Origin of the sequence: Caulobacter radicis (assembly GCF_003094615.1) — a bacterium.
Lineage (GTDB): Bacteria > Pseudomonadota > Alphaproteobacteria > Caulobacterales > Caulobacteraceae > Caulobacter > Caulobacter radicis.
Window position 1 is genome coordinate 138,072 of sequence record NZ_QDKO01000023.1, and the last position, 17,477, is coordinate 155,548.

Here is a 17,477-nt window from a genome sequence, read left to right on the forward strand (position 1 = left end):
CGTCAAGCTTCCGGCGCGCACCAAGCCGCACGCGCCAGAGCGCAAGGCGAGCCTCGACTTTGATGTCGCCCGGGGGGGCGGTGTGCATCATGCCGAGAGGGCGGCGGCCGTGGCCCATCGCCGCGCGTCCTCGCGCTTAGCGAACGTCTCGATTATATAGCGGCCCTTCCGGCGGATCTGGGCTCTCCAGGACCCGGAAGCCAGCTTGGTCAGCGTAGCCATTTTCGTGTGCGCTATATGCGCAGCCAGCGGTCGTAGAGTGGCGAAAAGGGGCGTATCGGCGTGTGCAATCGGCGGAAAAACGGATGATCCAACACGTTGAAAGTGCTGAAAAAGCGCAGAAATTTCAACCTCATAGATTCTCCGTGGCCCCCATGATGGACTGGAGCGACCGCCATTGCCGGTCGCTGCACCGGGTGCTGTCGTCGCGCGCCTTGCTGTATTCGGAGATGGTCACCACCGGCGCGGTGCTGCACGGCGATCGCGAGCGGCTGCTGGGCTATGACCGGGACCAGCATCCCGTGGCGCTGCAACTGGGCGGGTCCGAGCCGGCCGACCTGGCCGCCGCCGCCCGCATCGGCGAGGACTACGGCTACGACGAGATCAACCTCAATGTCGGCTGCCCGTCCGACCGGGTGCAGAGCGGCCGGTTCGGCGCGTGCCTGATGCGCGAGCCGGAGCTGGTGGCCGAATGCATGGCCGCCATGGCCGCCGCCGTGAAGGTTCCCGTGACGGTCAAGTGCCGCATCGGCGTCGACGACCAGGACCCGGAAGAGGCGCTGTTCACCCTGGTGGACAAGTGCGTCGCCGCCGGCGTCACCACCTTCATCGTCCATGCCCGCAAGGCCTGGCTGCAGGGCCTGTCGCCGAAGGAAAACCGCGACGTCCCGCCGCTGGACTATCCGCTGGTCTACCGGCTGAAGCGCGAGCGCCCGGACCTGACCATCTCGATCAACGGCGGCGTGCCCGGCGTCGACGCGGCGCTGGAGCATCTGCAGCACGTCGACGGCGTCATGCTGGGGCGGGCGGCCTATCACGAGGCGGGCCTGCTGGGCGCGGTCGACCGCCGGGTGTTCGGCCTGGACGTCCCCGACGTCACGCCCTTCGAGGCCGTCGAGCGCTACCGTCCCTATATCGAGGCCAGCCTGGCCGAGGGCTGGCGCCTGGCGGGGATCAGCCGCCACATGCTGGGCCTGTTCCACGGCCTGCCCGGCGCGCGCGCCTGGCGTCGGATCCTCACCGTCGAGGGCGTGGGCGAGGGGGCCGGGATCGAAGTCGTCGACAAGGCCCTGGAAGCCGTCCGCCGCGCCGTCGAGGAGCGCGAGGCCCGTGACGTCCAGAACACGGTCGAGCCCGCCGCCGGCTGAGCCTTGGGAACTGCCGGGCGGTCTTGCGGGCTCGCCGCCCGAACGGGACTGCAAGGGACTTTCTGAAACCGAGGTCCGCGACCACGCCAAGGACTCGGTCGCCCAGGTCGGCATGACGTACCGGTTCTAGGCCACCAGCGCCGCGCGGATCGCCCCCGACGCCGCCATGGCGTCGGCTGGAGCCAGGAAAACCTGCAATCCGCGTTGGCCGCCGTTGATGTAGACGCGCTCCAGCACGAAGGCCTCGTCCTCGATGGCGGTCGGGACCTTCTTGCGCTGGCCGAACGGGCTGACCCCGCCCACCTTGAAGCCGGTCAGGCGCTCGGCGTCGGCCGGCTTCATCATCGCCGCCGACTTGCCGCCGAAGGCCGCCGCCAGCTTCTTCATGCTGACCTCGCGGTCGGACGGCACGATCACGCAGACCGGCTTGCCGTCGACCTGGGCCATCAGGGTCTTGAGCACCTGGCCAGGATCCACGCCCAGCGCCTCGGCGGCCTGAAGCCCCACGCGCTCGGCGCCCGGATCATAGTCGTAGGTCGCCACCTCGAAGGCGACGCCGGCCTTGGAAAGCGCCAGGGTGGCGGGCGTGCTCTTGGACATCGGACTTCCCCTCGACTGCGCGCCGGCCCTCGACTGCGCGCCGGTTGATGGCGCAAAGCCCAGAACAGGTCTAGCAGTCGGGCCAAGTTTTCCGACGGACCGCTCCAAGATGACCCGCGCCGAGATCGAACCCTTCCACGCCATCGGCATCAGCCGCCTGGCGCACCAGCTGAAGGGGGAGGGGGCGCAGGTCATCCACATGGAGTTCGGCCAGCCCTCGACCGGCGCGCCCGCGCCCGCCATCGCCCGCGCCCACCAGGTGCTCGACAGCGACGGCATGGGCTATTGGGAGAGCCCGGCGCTGAAGGCCCGCATCGCCCGCCACTACCAGGAGACCTACGGCGTCGCCCTCGAGGCCGAGCAGGTCATCCTGACCTGCGGCGCCTCTCCGGCCCTGGTGCTGGCCCTGTCCAGCGCTTTCACGCCCGGCGACCGCATCGCCCTGGCCCGCCCGGGCTATGTCGCCTATCGCAACAGCCTCAAGGCCCTGCACCTGGCGCCGGTCGAGATCGCCTGCGGTCCCGAGAGCCGCTACCAGCTGACCGCCGACGCCTTGGCCGCCCTCGACCCGGCCCCGGCCGGCGTGATCATCGCCAGTCCGGCCAATCCCACCGGCACGATCATTCCGCCCGACGAACTGGCGGCGATCGCCAGGGTCTGCCGCGAGCGGAACATCCGCATCGTCTCCGACGAGATCTATCACGGCCTGTCCTATGTCGGCCCCACGCACTCGATGCTGGAGTTCGAGCCGACGGCCCTGATCGTCAACAGCTTCTCCAAATACTTCAGCATGGTCGGCTGGCGGCTGGGCTGGCTGGTCGCGCCGAGCGATCTCGTGACCCGCGCTCGCGCCTTCGTCGGCAACCTGTTCCTGACCGCGCCCTCGCTCAGCCAGCACGCCGGCCTTGCCGCCATGGACGCCCGCGAGGAACTGGAGGGCCATGTCGCCGTCTATCGCGCCAACCGCCAGCTGCTGCTCGACGCCCTGCCGTCGCTGGGCCTGACCGCCATCGCCCCGCCCGACGGCGCCTTCTACATCTGGGCCGATATCGGCCACCTGACGGACGACAGCCTGGCCTTCTGCGAGAAGCTGCTGCGCGAGACCGGCGTGGCCACCGCGCCCGGCCTGGATTTCGATCCGGTCGAAGGCCGCCACTTCATCCGCTTCAGTTTCGCGGTCTCGACACAAGAGGTGCGCGAAGCGCTCCAGCGCATTCAACCGTGGTTTGCAGCTCAGGCGCAAAATTCCAGATAATGCGTTGACTATCCATTATGTGAGAATAAAGCTGCGCCCGTTCCGGTGATGAAAGGGTGGCGACGGCTGCTCGCGCGGCGTCTCGACCGCCCCGGTACGGGAGGGCGCACCGCCATGGATCCTTTCAACCGCCGCGATTTCCTGCGCACCGCCGCCCTGGCCGGCGCGGTCGCCCCGATCGCCGTTCAAGCCGCCCAGGCCGCGCCCAAGTCGCCCGCCAACCTCGACGCCGAAGGCGTGCGCTGGCTGGACGGCGCGCCGCCCGCCGCCCACGAGGGCCAGACCTTCGGCCTGCCCTGGCCGCGCGGCGCCCAGAAGGCCAAGGCGACCTTCGCCATCACCGGCGCCAACGGCGAGGCCGTTCCGGTCCAGACCTGGCCGCTGGCCTACTGGCCCGACGGCTCGCTGAAGTGGACCGGCCACGCCATTCCCGCCGACGCCGGCCGCGCCGAGACCCTCAAGATCGTCGCCGGCAAGCCCGCCGCGCCCGCCGCCGCCGTCTCGGTGCGCGAGACCGCCGACGCGGTCGAGATCATCAGTGGCGAGCAGTCCTGGACCATCCCGCGCAAGGGCGCCGACATCATTGCCCGCGCCACGGTGGCCGGCCGCGAGACCGTCCGCAACGTGCGCCTCGTCGCCCTGACCCAGGACAAGCCCGACTTCGAGAGCGGCCCGGTCGCCGAGACCCGCTTCGAGGGCGAGATCGAAAGCCTCGTCGTCGAGCAGAAGGGCCCCGTGCGCGCGGTCGTGAAGCTGGAAGGCAAGCACCGCGGCGCGGGCCGTGCCTGGCTGCCCTTCACCCTGCGCCTCTACGTCTATGCCGGCGGCCGCTCGCTGCGGATCATGCACAGCTTCGTCTTCGACGGCGACGAGAACCGCGACTTCATCCGCGGCCTGGGCCTCGTCGGCCAGGCGCCGATGACCGACCCGCTGTACGACCGCCACGTCCGCTTCGCCGGCGAGAACGACGGCGTCTGGGGCGAGGGGATCCGTCCGCTCACCGGCCTGCGCCGCGACCCGGGCAAGGCCTGGCGCGACGCCCAGGTGGCCGGCCAGAAAACGCCGGGGCTGGAAGGCATGGCTCCCACCGTCTCCAAGCGCCTCGACCTGATCCCGGCCTGGGGCGACTTCACCCTCAGCCAGCCCAATTCCGACGGCTTCTCGATCAAGAAGCGCACCAAGCCGGGCCACGGCTGGATCGACGCCATCACCAGCGGCCGGGCGACGGGCCTGGGCTATATCGGCGGGGCCAGCGGCGGCGTGGCCTTCGCCATGACCGACTTCTGGAAGCGTTGCCCGACGCGCCTGGATATCCGGAACGCCCACACCGAGGCGGCCGAGTTCACGATCTGGCTGTGGTCGCCGGACGCCGCGGCCATGGACCTGCGCTTCTATCACGACGGCCTGGGCATGAACGATCACCCGGCCGAGCGCGAAGGCCTGGAGATCACCTACGAGGACTACGAAAAGAACTGGGGCCGGCCGCTGGGCATCGCCCGCACCAACGAGATCACCCTCTGGGCGCTGCCCTCGACGCCGTCGCGGACGGACTTCGCGGCCATGGCCGCGCGCCTGCGCGAGACCCCGCGTCTGGTGGCCACGCCCGCCCGGCTGAAGGCGGCCCAGGTGTTCGGCGACTGGAGCCTGGTCGATCGCTCCACCCCGACCCGCCGGGCGCTGGAAGACCAGAACGACGGCCTGCTGGCCTTCTACATGCTCGATGTCGAGCAGCACCGCTGGTACGGCTTCTGGAACCACGGCGACGTCATGCACACCTATGACAGCGACCGTCACGTCTGGCGCTACGACATCGGCGGCTTCGCCTGGGCCAATTCCGAGCTGTCGCCGGACCTGTGGCTGTGGCTGTCGTTCGTGCGCTCGGGCCGGGCCGACGTCTTCCGACTGGCCGAGGCCATGACCCGGCATACCGGCGAAGTGGATGTGTGCCACATCGGCCCGTACCGAGGCCTGGGCACGCGCCACGGCGTGCAGCACTGGGCCGACAGCTCCAAGCAGCCGCGGGTCTCCAACGCCGCCTACCGCCGCTACTACTACTACCTGACCGCCGACGAGCGGGTGGGCGACCTGATGCACGCCCTGATCGACTCCGACGAGAGCCTGACCCGCGTCGACATCGGCCGCAAGCTGCCGGGCGCCCAGCCCTCGCGTCCGCCGGGCGTGGTCGACATGGGCTTCGGCACCAGCTGGAGCGCGTTTGCCGCCGCCTGGCTCACCGAGTGGGAGCGCACCGGCGACAAGCACTGGCGCGACCGCATCGTGGCCGGCATGGACACCATCGCGGCCATGAAGCAGCAGTGGTTCGCCGGCGGCACGGACTTCGACCTCAAGACCGGCAGGTTCCTGGGCAAGGGCGAGACCGTCAGCGTCTCGCACCTCAACGCCGTGTTCGGCGCGGTCGAGGTCCATTCCGAGCTGTTCCAGCTGATCGACAACCCGCGCTACCGCGAGGCCTGGCTCGACTACTGCCAGTTCTACAACGCCTCTGACGCCGAGTTCCGGGCCAAGACCGGCGCGCCGGCCAAGGGTCGCAACCTCAAGGAAGGCCATTCGCGCCTGACCGCCTACGCCGCGTTCCACCGCAAGGATCCGGCCCTGGCCCAGCGGGCCTGGCGCGAATATTTCAGCGGCGACGCAGGGCTCGGCGTCGGCACGATCGCCAGCAAGCGCCGCGTCGAAGGCCCGGCCGTCATCGAGCCGATGGAGGAGATCCCGCGCATCTCCACCAACGCGTCCTCGCAATGGGGCCTCGCCACCATCCAGAACCTCGCCCTGATCGGCGACGTCCTGGAAGAAGCCCGCGCCAACCTTCCCGTCGCCGGCAAGCGCGGCCAGGACCTGGGCAAGGACACGTTCTAGGGGGAGCTCAAGATCCTCCCCCTCTGGGGGAGGTGGCCCAAAGGGCCGGAGGGGGGGCGTTTTCAGCTTCCGGTGCGCCGGCCATCCCCCACCAATACATCTGCCTCCCGCGCCCTCGTGGCGAGACGCTCAAGAGGAACCTCCCCCCGTGGGGGAGGCGATCGCGCAGCGATCGGTGGGGGGAGTGACTGCGAAACCGGTCACCGCCCCGAAAGCTGAAACCGTCCCCCCACCGGCCTTCGGCCGCCTCCCCCAGAGGGGGAGGTTCCTCGCCAAAGATCCTCCCCCTGAAGGGGGAGGTGGCCCGAAGGGCCGGAGGGGGAAGGTCCTGATGACTTCGACGCACCCGCCGCCTTCGCGATCAAGTACCCCTTCAGGGGGAGCGTCTTATTCAGCCGCTTCCAGCATGGCCGGCGGCTCCTGCGCGCCGCCGCGCTGCACGGCCAGCGGCAGGCGGACCTGGGCCATCAGGCCCTCGCCGGTGTTGGACAGCCTGATCTCGCCGCCGTGAGCGCGGACGGTGGTGCGCGAGGTGGCCAGGCCCAGGCCCACGCCCTGCTTGGTCGAGGTGCGGGCCGCCACGCTGCGGTAGAACGGCGTGAACACCCGGCCCAGTTCGTCCTCGCTCATGCCGGGGCCCCGGTCGCGGATCTCGGTCACGGCCTCGTCGCCGTCGACATAGAGGCGCACCCGGGCGCTGTCGCCGTACTTGACCGCGTTGTCGACCAGGTTGGTGAACACCCGCTGCAGGCCCAGCACGTCGATCTCGACCTGCGGCGCGGTTCCAGGCTCCAGCATCACGTCGCCGCCGGTGATCTCGGCGTCGTCGACCACGCACTCGATCAGCGAGCGCAGGTCGACGTGCTGGCGGGCGCCGGCCTCGGCGCTCTCGCGCATGAAGGCCAGCACCGAATTGATCATCGCCTCCATCTGGTCGATGTCCTGGCCGATCTCGCGGCGCAGGGCGGGCGAGGCCCGCTCCAGGCGGAAGCGCATGCGGGTGAGCGGCGTGCGCAGGTCGTGCGAGATGGCCCCGATCATCGCCGTGCGGTCGTTGATGAACCGGGTCAGGCGAGCCTGCATCTGGTTGAAGGCGCGGGCGGCGCGGCCGATCTCGGCCGGACCGTGGGCGGCCAGCACCGGCGAGGACGGGTCGCGGCCCAGGGCTTCGGCCGCGTCGGCGAAGCCGGCCAGCGGGGCCACCAGCCGGCGGGCGAAGAGGTAGCCGACCGGTCCGACGATGGCGAACGAGACCAGGAACCACAGCAGCACCCGGCGCTGCCAGCTGTTGGGAAAGCCCTCGGGCTTGGGTTGCAGGGTCACCCAGCGGCCGTCGGCGACGCGCACGGCCGCCACGAAGTCGCCCTCGATATAGGGCGCGGGGGCCAGGCCGAAGAGGCCGCGGGCGACGGGGGCGGGCAGGGCGCGGCCCTGCGGCTGGGGCTTGGCCTGCGCGACGACGGGCTTGGGCGCGGCGGCGGGGGCGACCAGGCGCGGGGCGGCGGCGACGGCCTCGACGACCGGCTTGGCGCGCGGCGTCAGCGGCGGCGGCGTGACGATCGCGTGGGTGACCATCGGCTCTGGCGGAGGCGGAGGCGGCGGCAGCGGCGCGGCTACCGGCTCGCGCGGCTCGGACACGGCCACGAAGGTCGAGGTGCGGAACGGGGCGGTGAACAGCGGATCCGACGACAGGCGCTGCGGCAGGCGCGGGATCATGCGCGGCGGTCCGGCCATGGCGCCGCCGCCGCCGTCGGGACGAGCGCCCTGGAAGGCCTGGCCCGGTCGCGAGGGACGCGCGTCGCCGATCATGCCGCCTGGAGGACGAAAGTCGGAACGGGTCGCGCCCGGCGGCCCTCGCCCCGGACGCCAGGTCCCGCCGGACATCGGTATGCTGGGCGTGGCGGTGATGGGAATACCCACCGAGCCGGGACCGACCGAGGGGCGCATGCCCGGCATCGGCGGACGCTGGAACCCGCCGGGGCCGGTCATCGGCTGGGCCTGAGCGTACGAGGTGAACAGGAAGGTCAGGGGCGAAGGAGCGGCGTCGGCGCGCTGGCGCGGAGCGCCGCCGCCGGCGCCGGCGAACGGCGGCGGGGCGTAGAACAGCAGCCGCACGTCGTCGGGATCGGCGTTCAGCAGCCGGGCGAGGTCGGCGCTGGACCGCTCCGAGGCGACCCAGCCGGGGCTGTTCAGGCTGGGCGGCTCGTCCTCGACCGTGCGCACCAGGGGGCGGCTGGAGCCGGTGTCTATGGCGGCGCCCTTCAGGCCGGCGGCGATGTCGGCCAGGCTGTGCTGTTCGGGCGGCTTGGGCGGCAGCAGCAGGGTCAGGGCCAGGGTGGCCAGCTGGGCGACCACCAGGCTGCCGACCAGCAGGCAGACGATGCGCAGGGCGATCGGCGCGTCCGGGCGGCGCAGCTGGGCGATCAGGCGCTTCATTCGATCACGACCTTGGCGTCCAGCACGTAGCCGACGCCGCGATAGGTCTTGATCAGTTCCTGGTCGCTCTGGGCCTCGATCTTGCGGCGCAGGCGGCTGATGTGCAGGTCGACGCCCCTGCCCACCGTTTCGGCGGCCTCGCCGCGGATGACGGTCAGCAGGTCTTCTCGCGAGACCACCGAACGGGCGTTGTCGAGCAGCAGCGAAAGGATGGCCAGCTCGCCGCGCGTCAGCAGCAGCAGCATGCCGCCCGGCGCCGTCAGCTGCCGGGCCGACAGGTCCAGGCGGAAGCCGGCGAAGGCGTAGGTGTTGCGCTTGGGATTGCGGCCCTGCGGGCCGGCGGCGGCTCGGCGGCGCATCAGGGCCTTGACCCGGGCCAGCAGCTCGCGCGGCGGGATCGGCTTGACCACGTAGTCGTCGGCGCCCAGCTCGAGGCCCAGGATCCGGTCGACGGCCTCGCCCATGGCGCTGAGCATCAGGATCGCGGGGCCGTCGGGGCGGGCCAGCTGGCGACACAGCGACAGGCCGTCCTCGCCGGGCAGGTTGACGTCCAGCACCACGACGTCGACGGCGTGGGCTTCCAGGATCTCGCGGGCGGCCTCGACGGCGCCGGCCTGGCGCACGGCATAGCCCTGGGCGCCGAGATAGGCGGCCATCTCGCGGCGCAGGACGTCGTCGTCCTCCACGAGCAGGACGGTCGCGGTCTCGGTGATCGAGGCGTCGGGGGTCATCGGCTCCCGGTTATGGCATGGCGAGGGCGTCCGCGTCCCGAGCGCGGGCTGGGCTAGCGGGCGGCGGCGCGCGTCATGACGTCGCGGCGGCGCCTGGGGGGCGCCTGGTGGGGCGACTGGCGCGGGAGGCGGGCTCAAGGTTCCGCTCCATGGTTGCGGCGCGGACATGCCTCTTCGATTCGAACACCCGGCGTTGATCGCCGAAAAGTACGGAATCGTTGCGGATCCTGGCCCATGGACCAGCTTTGCCGGTGTAACGCGTCTGCAATTTGTCGCTATGTATCCGCCTTGTATCGTTCGGCGCGGCGGCCGATACGCAGTACCAGACTTGCGGGGAACTTGGGCTGGCCGCTACCACAGGACGTCGCGCGGACTGCCGGGCGCGGAGGGCCGAGCGGAGCGCATGAGCGACATCACCATCGTCGATATCGCCAAGCAGGCGGGCGTCTCGATCAAGACGGTGTCGCGCGTCATCAACCGCGAGGAGGGCGTGGGTCCGGCTACCCGCGCGCGGGTCGAGGACCTGATCGAGAAGCTCGGCTACCGGCCCAACGTCTCGGCCCGCTCGCTGTCCAGCCGCCGCAGCTACCTGATCGGCGTCGTGTTCATGCGGGTCGGCGCCTATCACTATGTCGGCGAGGTCCAGGTGGGGGCCATGCGCGCCTGCCGCCGGGCCGGCTATCACATGGTCATCGAGCAGGTCGACGATCCGGGGCAGGCGAGGGGGCCGGGCCTGGAGCAGGCCCTGAAGGCCGGTCGCTTCGACGGCCTCGTCCTGACCCCGCCGGTCTGCGACGACCCGGAGATCCTGGCCATCATCGAGGCCCAGGGCCTGTCCTACGTGCGCGTCGCCCCCGACCGCGACTTCGGCCGCTCGCCCTACGTCTTCATGGACGACCAGCAGGCGGCCCACGACATGACGGCCCGCCTCTGGGATCTGGGTCATCGCCGCATCGGCTTCATCGACGGGCCCGCCGACCATGGTTCGGCCCGCCGTCGTCGCGAGGGCTACATGACCGCCATGGCCGAGCGCGGCCAGCGGGTGAAGCCCGAATGGATCTCGCCCGGCGACTTCATGCCGCTGTCGGGCCTTGAGGCGGGGGACCGGCTGCTTGGCCTGCCGGAGCCCCCGACCGCGATCTTCGCGGCCAACGACTCCATGGCCATGGGCGTGCTGTCGGCGGCCTCGAAGCGAGGGCTCTCCGTGCCGACCGACCTGTCGGTGGTCGGCTTCGACGATGGTCCGCTGGCGGAGTCGTCCTGGCCGGGCCTGACCACGGTCCACCAGCCGATCGCCGAGATGGCCGAGGCGGCGACCGAAATGCTGATCGAAGGATTCGGCGACCCCCGCTTCCGCAGCCGCACGGCCGCTCGGCAGCTCGACTACCACATCGTCGAGCGGGGATCCTCGACCTCGCGCTAGCGGTAACTCGCGGGCGGGTTGAGGTTGATTATGCGCGAAATGTCGCGCCTTTCGATAATCATGATCTCCTATAGTCTGCATTTTTCGGCATAAAAATCTAGACAGCGGTGTCTTTTGAAAACGGCATAGACAACGTTGTCGTATCGTGGTGTCAATTTACGACAACGTTGTCGTCATCGGGACATTCCGAGACGAAACGGAGCTCAAACCCCGGGACAAGGGGTGGAGGAAACATCGCCCGACGTCCGCCGCGGCGCCGGGATCCTGGCTGGAACGACGCGTCAGCGCCGCCCTCCGGTCCGCGCAGGAAAGGGGAAACACATGCGCACCATGCTACTTTCGTCGGCCGCCCTGGCGGTCGTGTGCTTCAACGCGCCCGTCGCCTTCGCCCAGGACGCTCCGGTGGCGTTGGACGAGGTGGTCATCACCGCCCAGCGGCGCAGCGAGAACCTGCAGAAGACGCCGCTGACCGTCTCGGCCGTCACCGGCGACAAGCTGGAATCCCAAGGGGTCAAGACCGTCGTCGACCTGGCCAGCCAGGTTCCGGCCCTGCAGATCACCTCCAGCGGCTCGGGCGCGGCCCAGGTCTTCCTGCGCGGCATCGGCAGCACCAACACCACCGAGGTCGGCGACCCCGCCGTCGCCTATCACATCGACGGCATCTACCAGGCCCGTTCCACTTCGGTCGGCGCGCTGTTCTACGACATCGATCGGGTCGAAGTGCTGCGCGGCCCGCAAGGCACGCTGTACGGCCGCAACGCCACGGCCGGCGCGATCAACGTCATCACCAAGAAGCCGGTGCTGGGCGAGTACGAGGGCGCGGGCTCGATCGAGGTCGGCAACTACAGCGCCGTCACCACCTCTGGCCTGATCAACGTGCCGATCGGCGACACCCTGGCCGTGCGCGCCTCGTTCCAGCAGAGCCGCCACGACGGCTACGTCAACGCCATCAACCAGGGCCCCGGCACGGGCGGCAACGACCGCTACGACCAGGACGACAAGTCGGCCCGCGTGCGGGTGCTGTGGAAGCCCAGCGACAACTTCTCGCTGGTCCTCAACGCCGACTACCTGCACCAGGGCGGCGCGGGCGGCGGCGACGGCACCTACGGCACTACTCGCGTCACCGGCGATCCGTGGTCCTGCTACTGCTCGACCAACCTCTATCGCAACAACCGCTTCTTCAGCACCGGCGCCGAGGCCAACTGGGACCTGGGCTTCGCCAACCTGACCTATCTGGTCGGCTACAACTTCTCCAAGCTCGACCGCACCGGCGAGAACGCCAGCACCGGCGCGCCGAACTACTTCCTGGGCAAGGACTACACCTGGTCGCACGAACTGCGCCTGGGCGGCGACGCCGGCAAGCTGAAATGGGTGGTCGGCCTCTATCGCTTCACCGAGGACAACAACGTCGACTTCCGCGTCTTCCTGGCGAACAACTCGTACCTGTCTTTCATCCAGCCGGAGATCACGGCCGAGAGCATCGCCGTCTTCGGCCAGACCACCTACGAGGTCACCGACCGGTTCCGGGTCACCGGCGGCCTGCGCTACACCGAGGACAAGAAGGGACGGGTGGGCGGCACCTACCTGACCAACTCCGCCGGTGCGATCGTCTCGACGGTGGTGGCCAACGTCGCCGACGCCAAGTGGGACGCCACCAACTGGAAGATCGGCGCCGACTTCGACCTGACCTCGACCTCGATGCTCTATGCCAACGTCGCCACGGGCTACAAGGCGGGCGGTTACTACGACGGCATCGCCGACAACGTCTACGCGCCGGAGAAGATCACCTCCTACGAGGCCGGGGTGAAGAACCGCTTCCTCGACAACCGCCTGCAGGTGAACGCCACGGCGTTCCTCTACGACTACCGCGACTTCCAGGTCAGCGCCCTGGGCACCATCGGCGGCCAGGACGCCACGGTCACCCTCAACGCCGACAAGGCCAAGATCTACGGCCTGGAGTTCGAGACCAACCTGGCGCTGACCGAGCATGATCGGATCGACGCCACCCTGGGCTGGCTGCACGCCGAATACACCGACTTCGTGCTGCCGCGCGGGGACTCGTTCTCGAACAACAACGCCAACGCCGCGGTGGCGGCCTGCTACACGGCCAACTACGCGGCGGCGGCTCCGCGCTCGACGGACTTCTCGGGCTGCCGCATGGCCCGCACCCCCGAGTGGACCTTCAATCTCGGCTACCAGCACATCTGGGAGCCCAGCTTCGGCGGCGCCCTGACCGGCCGGATCCAGACCCACTACGAGACCAGCAAGAACCTCGAGTACCACGGCTTCGCCGAGAACAAGGAAGGCGCCTTCACCAAGACGGACGTCAGCCTGACCTACGCCAGCCCCGACGATCGCTGGACCCTGCAAGGCTATGTCCGCAACCTCGAGGACGACGACGTGCGCACCGCCTCGGCGCCGAACTCGACCACGGGCCTGGCCACCAACGGCGCCGGCGAATTCTACGCCCCGCCGCGCACCTACGGCCTGCGCCTCGGCGTGACCTTCTAACCACCTCACTCCCCCTCGCGCCCGACGGATCCTGCCCGTCGGGCGCATCTTTGTTTTTCGTGTAGCCAAGCGAGTTTAGCCGATGATCCTCACACGACGCCTTCTGCTCCTGGCTGCCTCCGCGACAGTGCTCGGCGGCGGCGCCCACGCCGCGCCCAAGCAGCCCGAGCTGGGCGTGCGCGAGGGCAAGACCATTACCGTCGACGGGCTGAAGTTCCGCGACCTCGACCGCGACGGAAAGCTGTCGCCATACGAGGACTGGCGGCTTTCACCCGAAGTCCGCGCCGCCGACCTGACCGCGCGCATGACGCTGGACGAGAAGGCCGGCCAGATGATGCATGGCACCCTGCCGGCGACCGGCCCGATGGGCGTGGCCGGGATCGGCTCGGGCTACGACATGGCCAAGGCCGCGCCCTTGGTCGTGGACCGTCACGTCACCACCTTCATCACCCGCCTGGCCGGGGCTCCCAGCTTCCTGGCGCAGCAGAACAACGCCATCCAGGCGATCGCCGAGAAGGGCCGCCTGGGCGTGCCGGCGACGATCAGCACCGACCCGCGTCACCACTTCCAGTTCACGGCCGGCGCCAGCGTCGCGCCCGGCGGCTTCTCGCAGTGGCCCGAGGCCCCGGGCCTGGCCGCGATCGGCGACGCCGCCCTGACCAGGCGCTTCGGCGACATCGCCCGCCAGGAGTACCGCGCCGTCGGCATCCATCAGGCCCTGTCGCCGATGGCCGACCTGTCGACCGAACCGCGCTGGTCGCGCACGAACGGCACCTTCGGCGAGGACGCCGATCTGGTCGGCAAGATGACCAAGGCCTATGTCCAGGGCTTCCAGGGCGGCGACAAAGGCCTCGCGACCGGCGGCGTGTCGGCCGTGGTCAAGCACTGGGTCGGCTACGGCGCCTCGGCCAAGGGCTTCGACGGCCACAACAGCTACGGCCGCTATGCCGTTTTCCCCAAAGGACAATTCGACCTGCACGTGAAGCCGTTCGACGAGGCCTTCGCGGCCGGCGTCGTCGGCGTCATGCCGACCTACGCCATCCTTCAGGACGTGGCGCTTGAGGGGCAGCCGCTGGAGCCGGTGGCCGCCGGCTTCTCCAAGCAGCTGCTGACCGACCTGCTGCGGGGCAAGCACGGCTTCAAGGGGATCGTGCTGTCGGACTGGGCCATCACCAACGACTGCGGCGAGACCTGCCGCGACGGCTTCCCGGCCGGCGTGACGCCCAGCTTCGAGGGGTTCTCCACCGCCTGGGGCGTCGAGGACCTGGCCAAGGTCGACCGCTACGCCAAGGGCGTGAACGCGGGCCTCGACCAGTTCGGCGGCGTCGAGGACACGGCCGAGTTGGTCGCCGCCGTGAAGGCCGGCAAGATCACGGAAGGCCGCATCGACGAGTCCGTGAAGCGCATCCTGCTGGTCAAGTTCGAGCAGGGCCTGTTCGAGAACCCCTATGTCGACCCCAAGGCCGCCGACGCCATCGCCGGCGCCAAGGCCTTCGTCGCCGAGGGCAGGGCGGCCCAGAGCGCGGCCCTGACGCTGCTGGAGAACAAGAACGGCCTGCTGCCGCTGAAGGCCGCCGGCCGCAAGGTCTGGCTCAAGGGCGTCTCGCCCGACGTCGCCAAGGCCTACGGCCTGACGCCGGTGACGGATCTGGCCCAGGCGGATCTCGCCATCATCCGCGTCGAGACGCCGTTCGAGACCCTGCACCCCAACTACACCTTCGGGGTGCGCCAGCACGAGGGCGACCTGTCGTTCAAGGACGGCGCGGCCGACTACGAGGCCATCAAGGCCGCCTCGGCCAAGGTCCCGACCATCGTCAGCGTCTATCTCGACCGTCCCGCCATCCTGACCAATGTCCGCGACAAGGCCGCCGCCCTGGTCGGCGACTTCGGCTCCAGCGACGAAGCGCTGCTCGATGCGTTGACCGGAAAGGCCAAGGCGCGCGGCAGGCTGCCGTTCGAGCTGCCCTCGTCGATGGCCGCCGTCGAAGCCCAGGCCGAAGACGCGCCGCACGACAGCGAAAAGCCGCTCTACCCGATCCACTACGGCCTGACCTACTAGGGGGACCGCCACCATGATCCGCATGACGACCGCCGCCAGCATCGCGGCCCTGAGCTTGGCCGCCGGCGCGGCCCACGCCCAAACGGCCCAGCCGTGGATGAACACCAAGCTCTCGCCCGACGAGCGCGCGGCGTTGCTGGAAAAGGAGATGACCCTCGACGAGCGCATCGGCCTGGTCCACGGCCCGATGTCGATGCCGATCTTCGGCATCAAGAAGCCCGAGGGCGCCATCGGCTCGGCCGGCTACATCCCCGGCATTCCGCGCCTGGGCGTGCCGGCCCTGGAAGAGAGCGACGCCAGTCTCGGCGTCACCAACCCACTGGGCGTGCGACCGGGCGACGGGGCCACGGCCCTGGCTTCCGGCCTGTCGCTGGCGGCGACCTTCAACACCAAGCTGGCCTATGACGGCGGCGCGGTGGTCGGCCGCGAAGCTCGTGCGAAAGGCTTCAACGTCCAGCTGGCCGGCGGCGTCAACCTGGCCCGAGACCCGCGCAACGGCCGCAATTTCGAGTATCTGGGCGAGGATCCCTGGCTGGCCGGCAACCTCGTCGCCGCCCAGATCAACGGCATCCAGGCCCAGGGCATCGTCTCGACGATCAAGCACTTCTCGCTGAACGGCCAGGAGACGAGCCGCCACTTCGCCAACTCGGTGATCGACGAGTCCGCGCACCGGGAAAGCGACCTGCTGGCCTTCCAGATCGCCATCGAAAAGAGCCAGCCGGGCTCTGTGATGTGCGCCTACAACCTCGTCAACGGCGACTACAGCTGCGGCAACCCGCACCTGCTGAACGACGTGCTGAAGGGCGACTGGGGCTACAAGGGCTGGGTGATGTCGGACTGGGGCGCGGTCCATGCCACCGACTACATCGTCAAGGGGCTGGACCAGCAGTCGGGCGAGCAGCTGGACGCCAAGATCTGGTTCGGCGAGCCGCTGAAGGCCGCCGTCGAGAAGGGCGAGATCCCGGCCGCGCGCCTGTCGGACGCCACGCGCCGCATCCTGCGCTCGATGTTCGCCGCCGGCCTGTTCGACAAGCCGGTGACCCCGGGCGGCGCCATCGACTATGACGCCAACGCCGAGATCTCGCGCGCGGCGTCGGCCGAAGGCATCGTGCTGCTGAAGAACCGCGAAGGCCTGCTGCCGCTGGCCAAGGCCGCCAAGACTATCGCCGTGATCGGCGGCCACGCCGACGCCGGCGTGCTGTCGGGCGGCGGCTCTTCGCAGGTCGTGCCTCCCGGGGGCGCCAAGCGCGTCGTGCCGCTGGGCGGCGAGGGCATGATGGGCGCCTTCCGCAGCCAGTACTTCAACGGCTCCTCGCCGCTGGCCGCCATCCGCAAGGCCGCGCCGGACGCCAAGGTCACCTTCGACGACGGCCGCTACGTCGCCTCGGCCGTCGCTGCGGCTAAAGCCGCCGACGTGGTGGTGGTGATGGGCAACCAGTGGATGGGCGAGGGCGAGGACGCCTTCGATCTCTCCCTGCCCAACGGCCAGGACGAGCTGATCGCCGCCGTGGTCGCCGCCAACCCCAACGCCATCGTCGTGCTGCAAACGGGCGGCCCGGTCTCGATGCCCTGGCTGAATGAGGCCGGCGCCGTGGTCGAGGCCTGGTACGGCGGCGCCAAGGGCGGCGAGGCCATCGCCGACGTGCTGTTCGGCGCGGTCAATCCGTCGGGCCGCCTGCCGGTGACCTTCCCGGCCTCGCTCGGCCAATACCCGCGCGAGGCCCTGCCGGGTCGCGGCGTGCCCGAGAAGACCCGGTTCGACGTCAACTACACCGAGGGCGCCGACGTCGGTTACCGCCGCTTCGCCGCCACCGGCGACAAGCCGCTGTTCCCGTTCGGCTATGGCCTGTCCTACACCTCGTTCGCCTATTCGAACCTGAAGGTCGAGGGCGGCCAGTCGGTCACCGTCAGCTTCGACGTCGCCAACACCGGCAAGGTCGAGGGCAAGGACGCCCCGCAGGTCTATCTGACCGGCGCGGCCGGCAAGCCGTTGCAGCGCCTGATCGGCTTCGACAAGGTGTCGCTGAAGCCGGGCGAGACCCGCCGCGTGACCCTGACCGCTGACCCGCGCCTGCTGGCCAGCTTCGACGCCAAGGGCCGTCGCTGGGTCGTCACGGGCGGCGACTATCAGGTGGCCGTCGGCGCTTCGGCCACGGACCTGGCCCTCAAGGGCGGGGCCAAGGTCAAGGCCCGGACGCTGAAGCCGTAAGGGAAGGGC

10 protein-coding genes are annotated in these 17,477 nt (G+C 69.9%); 7 read left to right on the forward strand and 3 right to left on the reverse strand.

Going from position 1 to position 17,477, the window contains the following annotated elements; genetic code table 11:
* Nucleotides 1-305 precede the first annotated feature (305 nt).
* Nucleotides 306-1,367, forward strand: coding sequence for a tRNA dihydrouridine(20/20a) synthase DusA (gene dusA / locus DDF62_RS14815; RefSeq protein WP_116489805.1), 1,062 nt, complete (start codon nucleotides 306-308; stop codon nucleotides 1,365-1,367).
* A gap of 126 nt (nucleotides 1,368-1,493) precedes the next feature.
* Here the strand turns inward: dusA and ybaK are convergent, their stop codons facing one another.
* Nucleotides 1,494-1,967 (reverse strand): Cys-tRNA(Pro) deacylase, encoded by a 474-nt coding sequence (ybaK, locus tag DDF62_RS14820; protein WP_116489806.1) that lies wholly within the window; start codon nucleotides 1,965-1,967, stop codon nucleotides 1,494-1,496.
* A gap of 109 nt (nucleotides 1,968-2,076) precedes the next feature.
* On the opposite strand from ybaK, the gene DDF62_RS14825 reads away from it, so the two are divergent.
* On the forward strand, nucleotides 2,077-3,222 hold the full coding sequence (locus DDF62_RS14825) for a pyridoxal phosphate-dependent aminotransferase (protein WP_116489807.1): 1,146 nt from the start codon (nucleotides 2,077-2,079) through the stop codon (nucleotides 3,220-3,222).
* A gap of 114 nt (nucleotides 3,223-3,336) precedes the next feature.
* Nucleotides 3,337-6,099 (forward strand): exo-rhamnogalacturonan lyase family protein, encoded by a 2,763-nt coding sequence (locus tag DDF62_RS14830; RefSeq protein ID WP_116489808.1) that lies wholly within the window; start codon nucleotides 3,337-3,339, stop codon nucleotides 6,097-6,099.
* A 387-nt stretch (nucleotides 6,100-6,486) separates the two neighbouring features.
* Here DDF62_RS14830 and DDF62_RS26490 read toward each other — a convergent pair whose 3' ends face one another.
* Both DDF62_RS26490 and DDF62_RS14840 read right to left on the reverse strand, forming a co-directional pair.
* On the reverse strand, nucleotides 6,487-8,535 hold the full coding sequence (locus DDF62_RS26490) for an ATP-binding protein (RefSeq protein WP_116489809.1): 2,049 nt from the start codon (nucleotides 8,533-8,535) through the stop codon (nucleotides 6,487-6,489).
* Entirely contained in the window at nucleotides 8,532-9,266 is a 735-nt protein-coding gene (locus DDF62_RS14840) for a response regulator (RefSeq protein WP_116489810.1), read from the reverse strand. The genes DDF62_RS26490 and DDF62_RS14840 overlap by 4 nt, the downstream gene beginning before the upstream one ends.
* 403 nt (nucleotides 9,267-9,669) lie before the next feature.
* On the opposite strand from DDF62_RS14840, the gene DDF62_RS14845 reads away from it, so the two are divergent.
* The 4 genes from DDF62_RS14845 (at nucleotide 9,670) to DDF62_RS14860 (ending at nucleotide 17,468) form a co-directional block, all read left to right on the forward strand.
* Complete coding sequence (locus tag DDF62_RS14845) at nucleotides 9,670-10,689, forward strand: LacI family DNA-binding transcriptional regulator (protein ID WP_116489811.1); 1,020 nt, start codon at nucleotides 9,670-9,672, stop codon at nucleotides 10,687-10,689.
* A gap of 321 nt (nucleotides 10,690-11,010) precedes the next feature.
* The gene (locus DDF62_RS14850; RefSeq protein WP_116489812.1) at nucleotides 11,011-13,200 is read left to right on the forward strand and encodes a TonB-dependent receptor; all 2,190 of its coding nucleotides are present in this window, start codon (nucleotides 11,011-11,013) and stop codon (nucleotides 13,198-13,200) included.
* A gap of 82 nt (nucleotides 13,201-13,282) precedes the next feature.
* Nucleotides 13,283-15,259, forward strand: coding sequence for a glycoside hydrolase family 3 protein (locus DDF62_RS14855; protein WP_116489813.1), 1,977 nt, complete (start codon nucleotides 13,283-13,285; stop codon nucleotides 15,257-15,259).
* A gap of 13 nt (nucleotides 15,260-15,272) precedes the next feature.
* Nucleotides 15,273-17,468, forward strand: a complete 2,196-nt coding sequence (locus DDF62_RS14860; RefSeq protein ID WP_116489814.1) for a beta-glucosidase family protein — start codon at nucleotides 15,273-15,275, stop codon at nucleotides 17,466-17,468.
* Nucleotides 17,469-17,477: the final 9 nt, after the last annotated feature.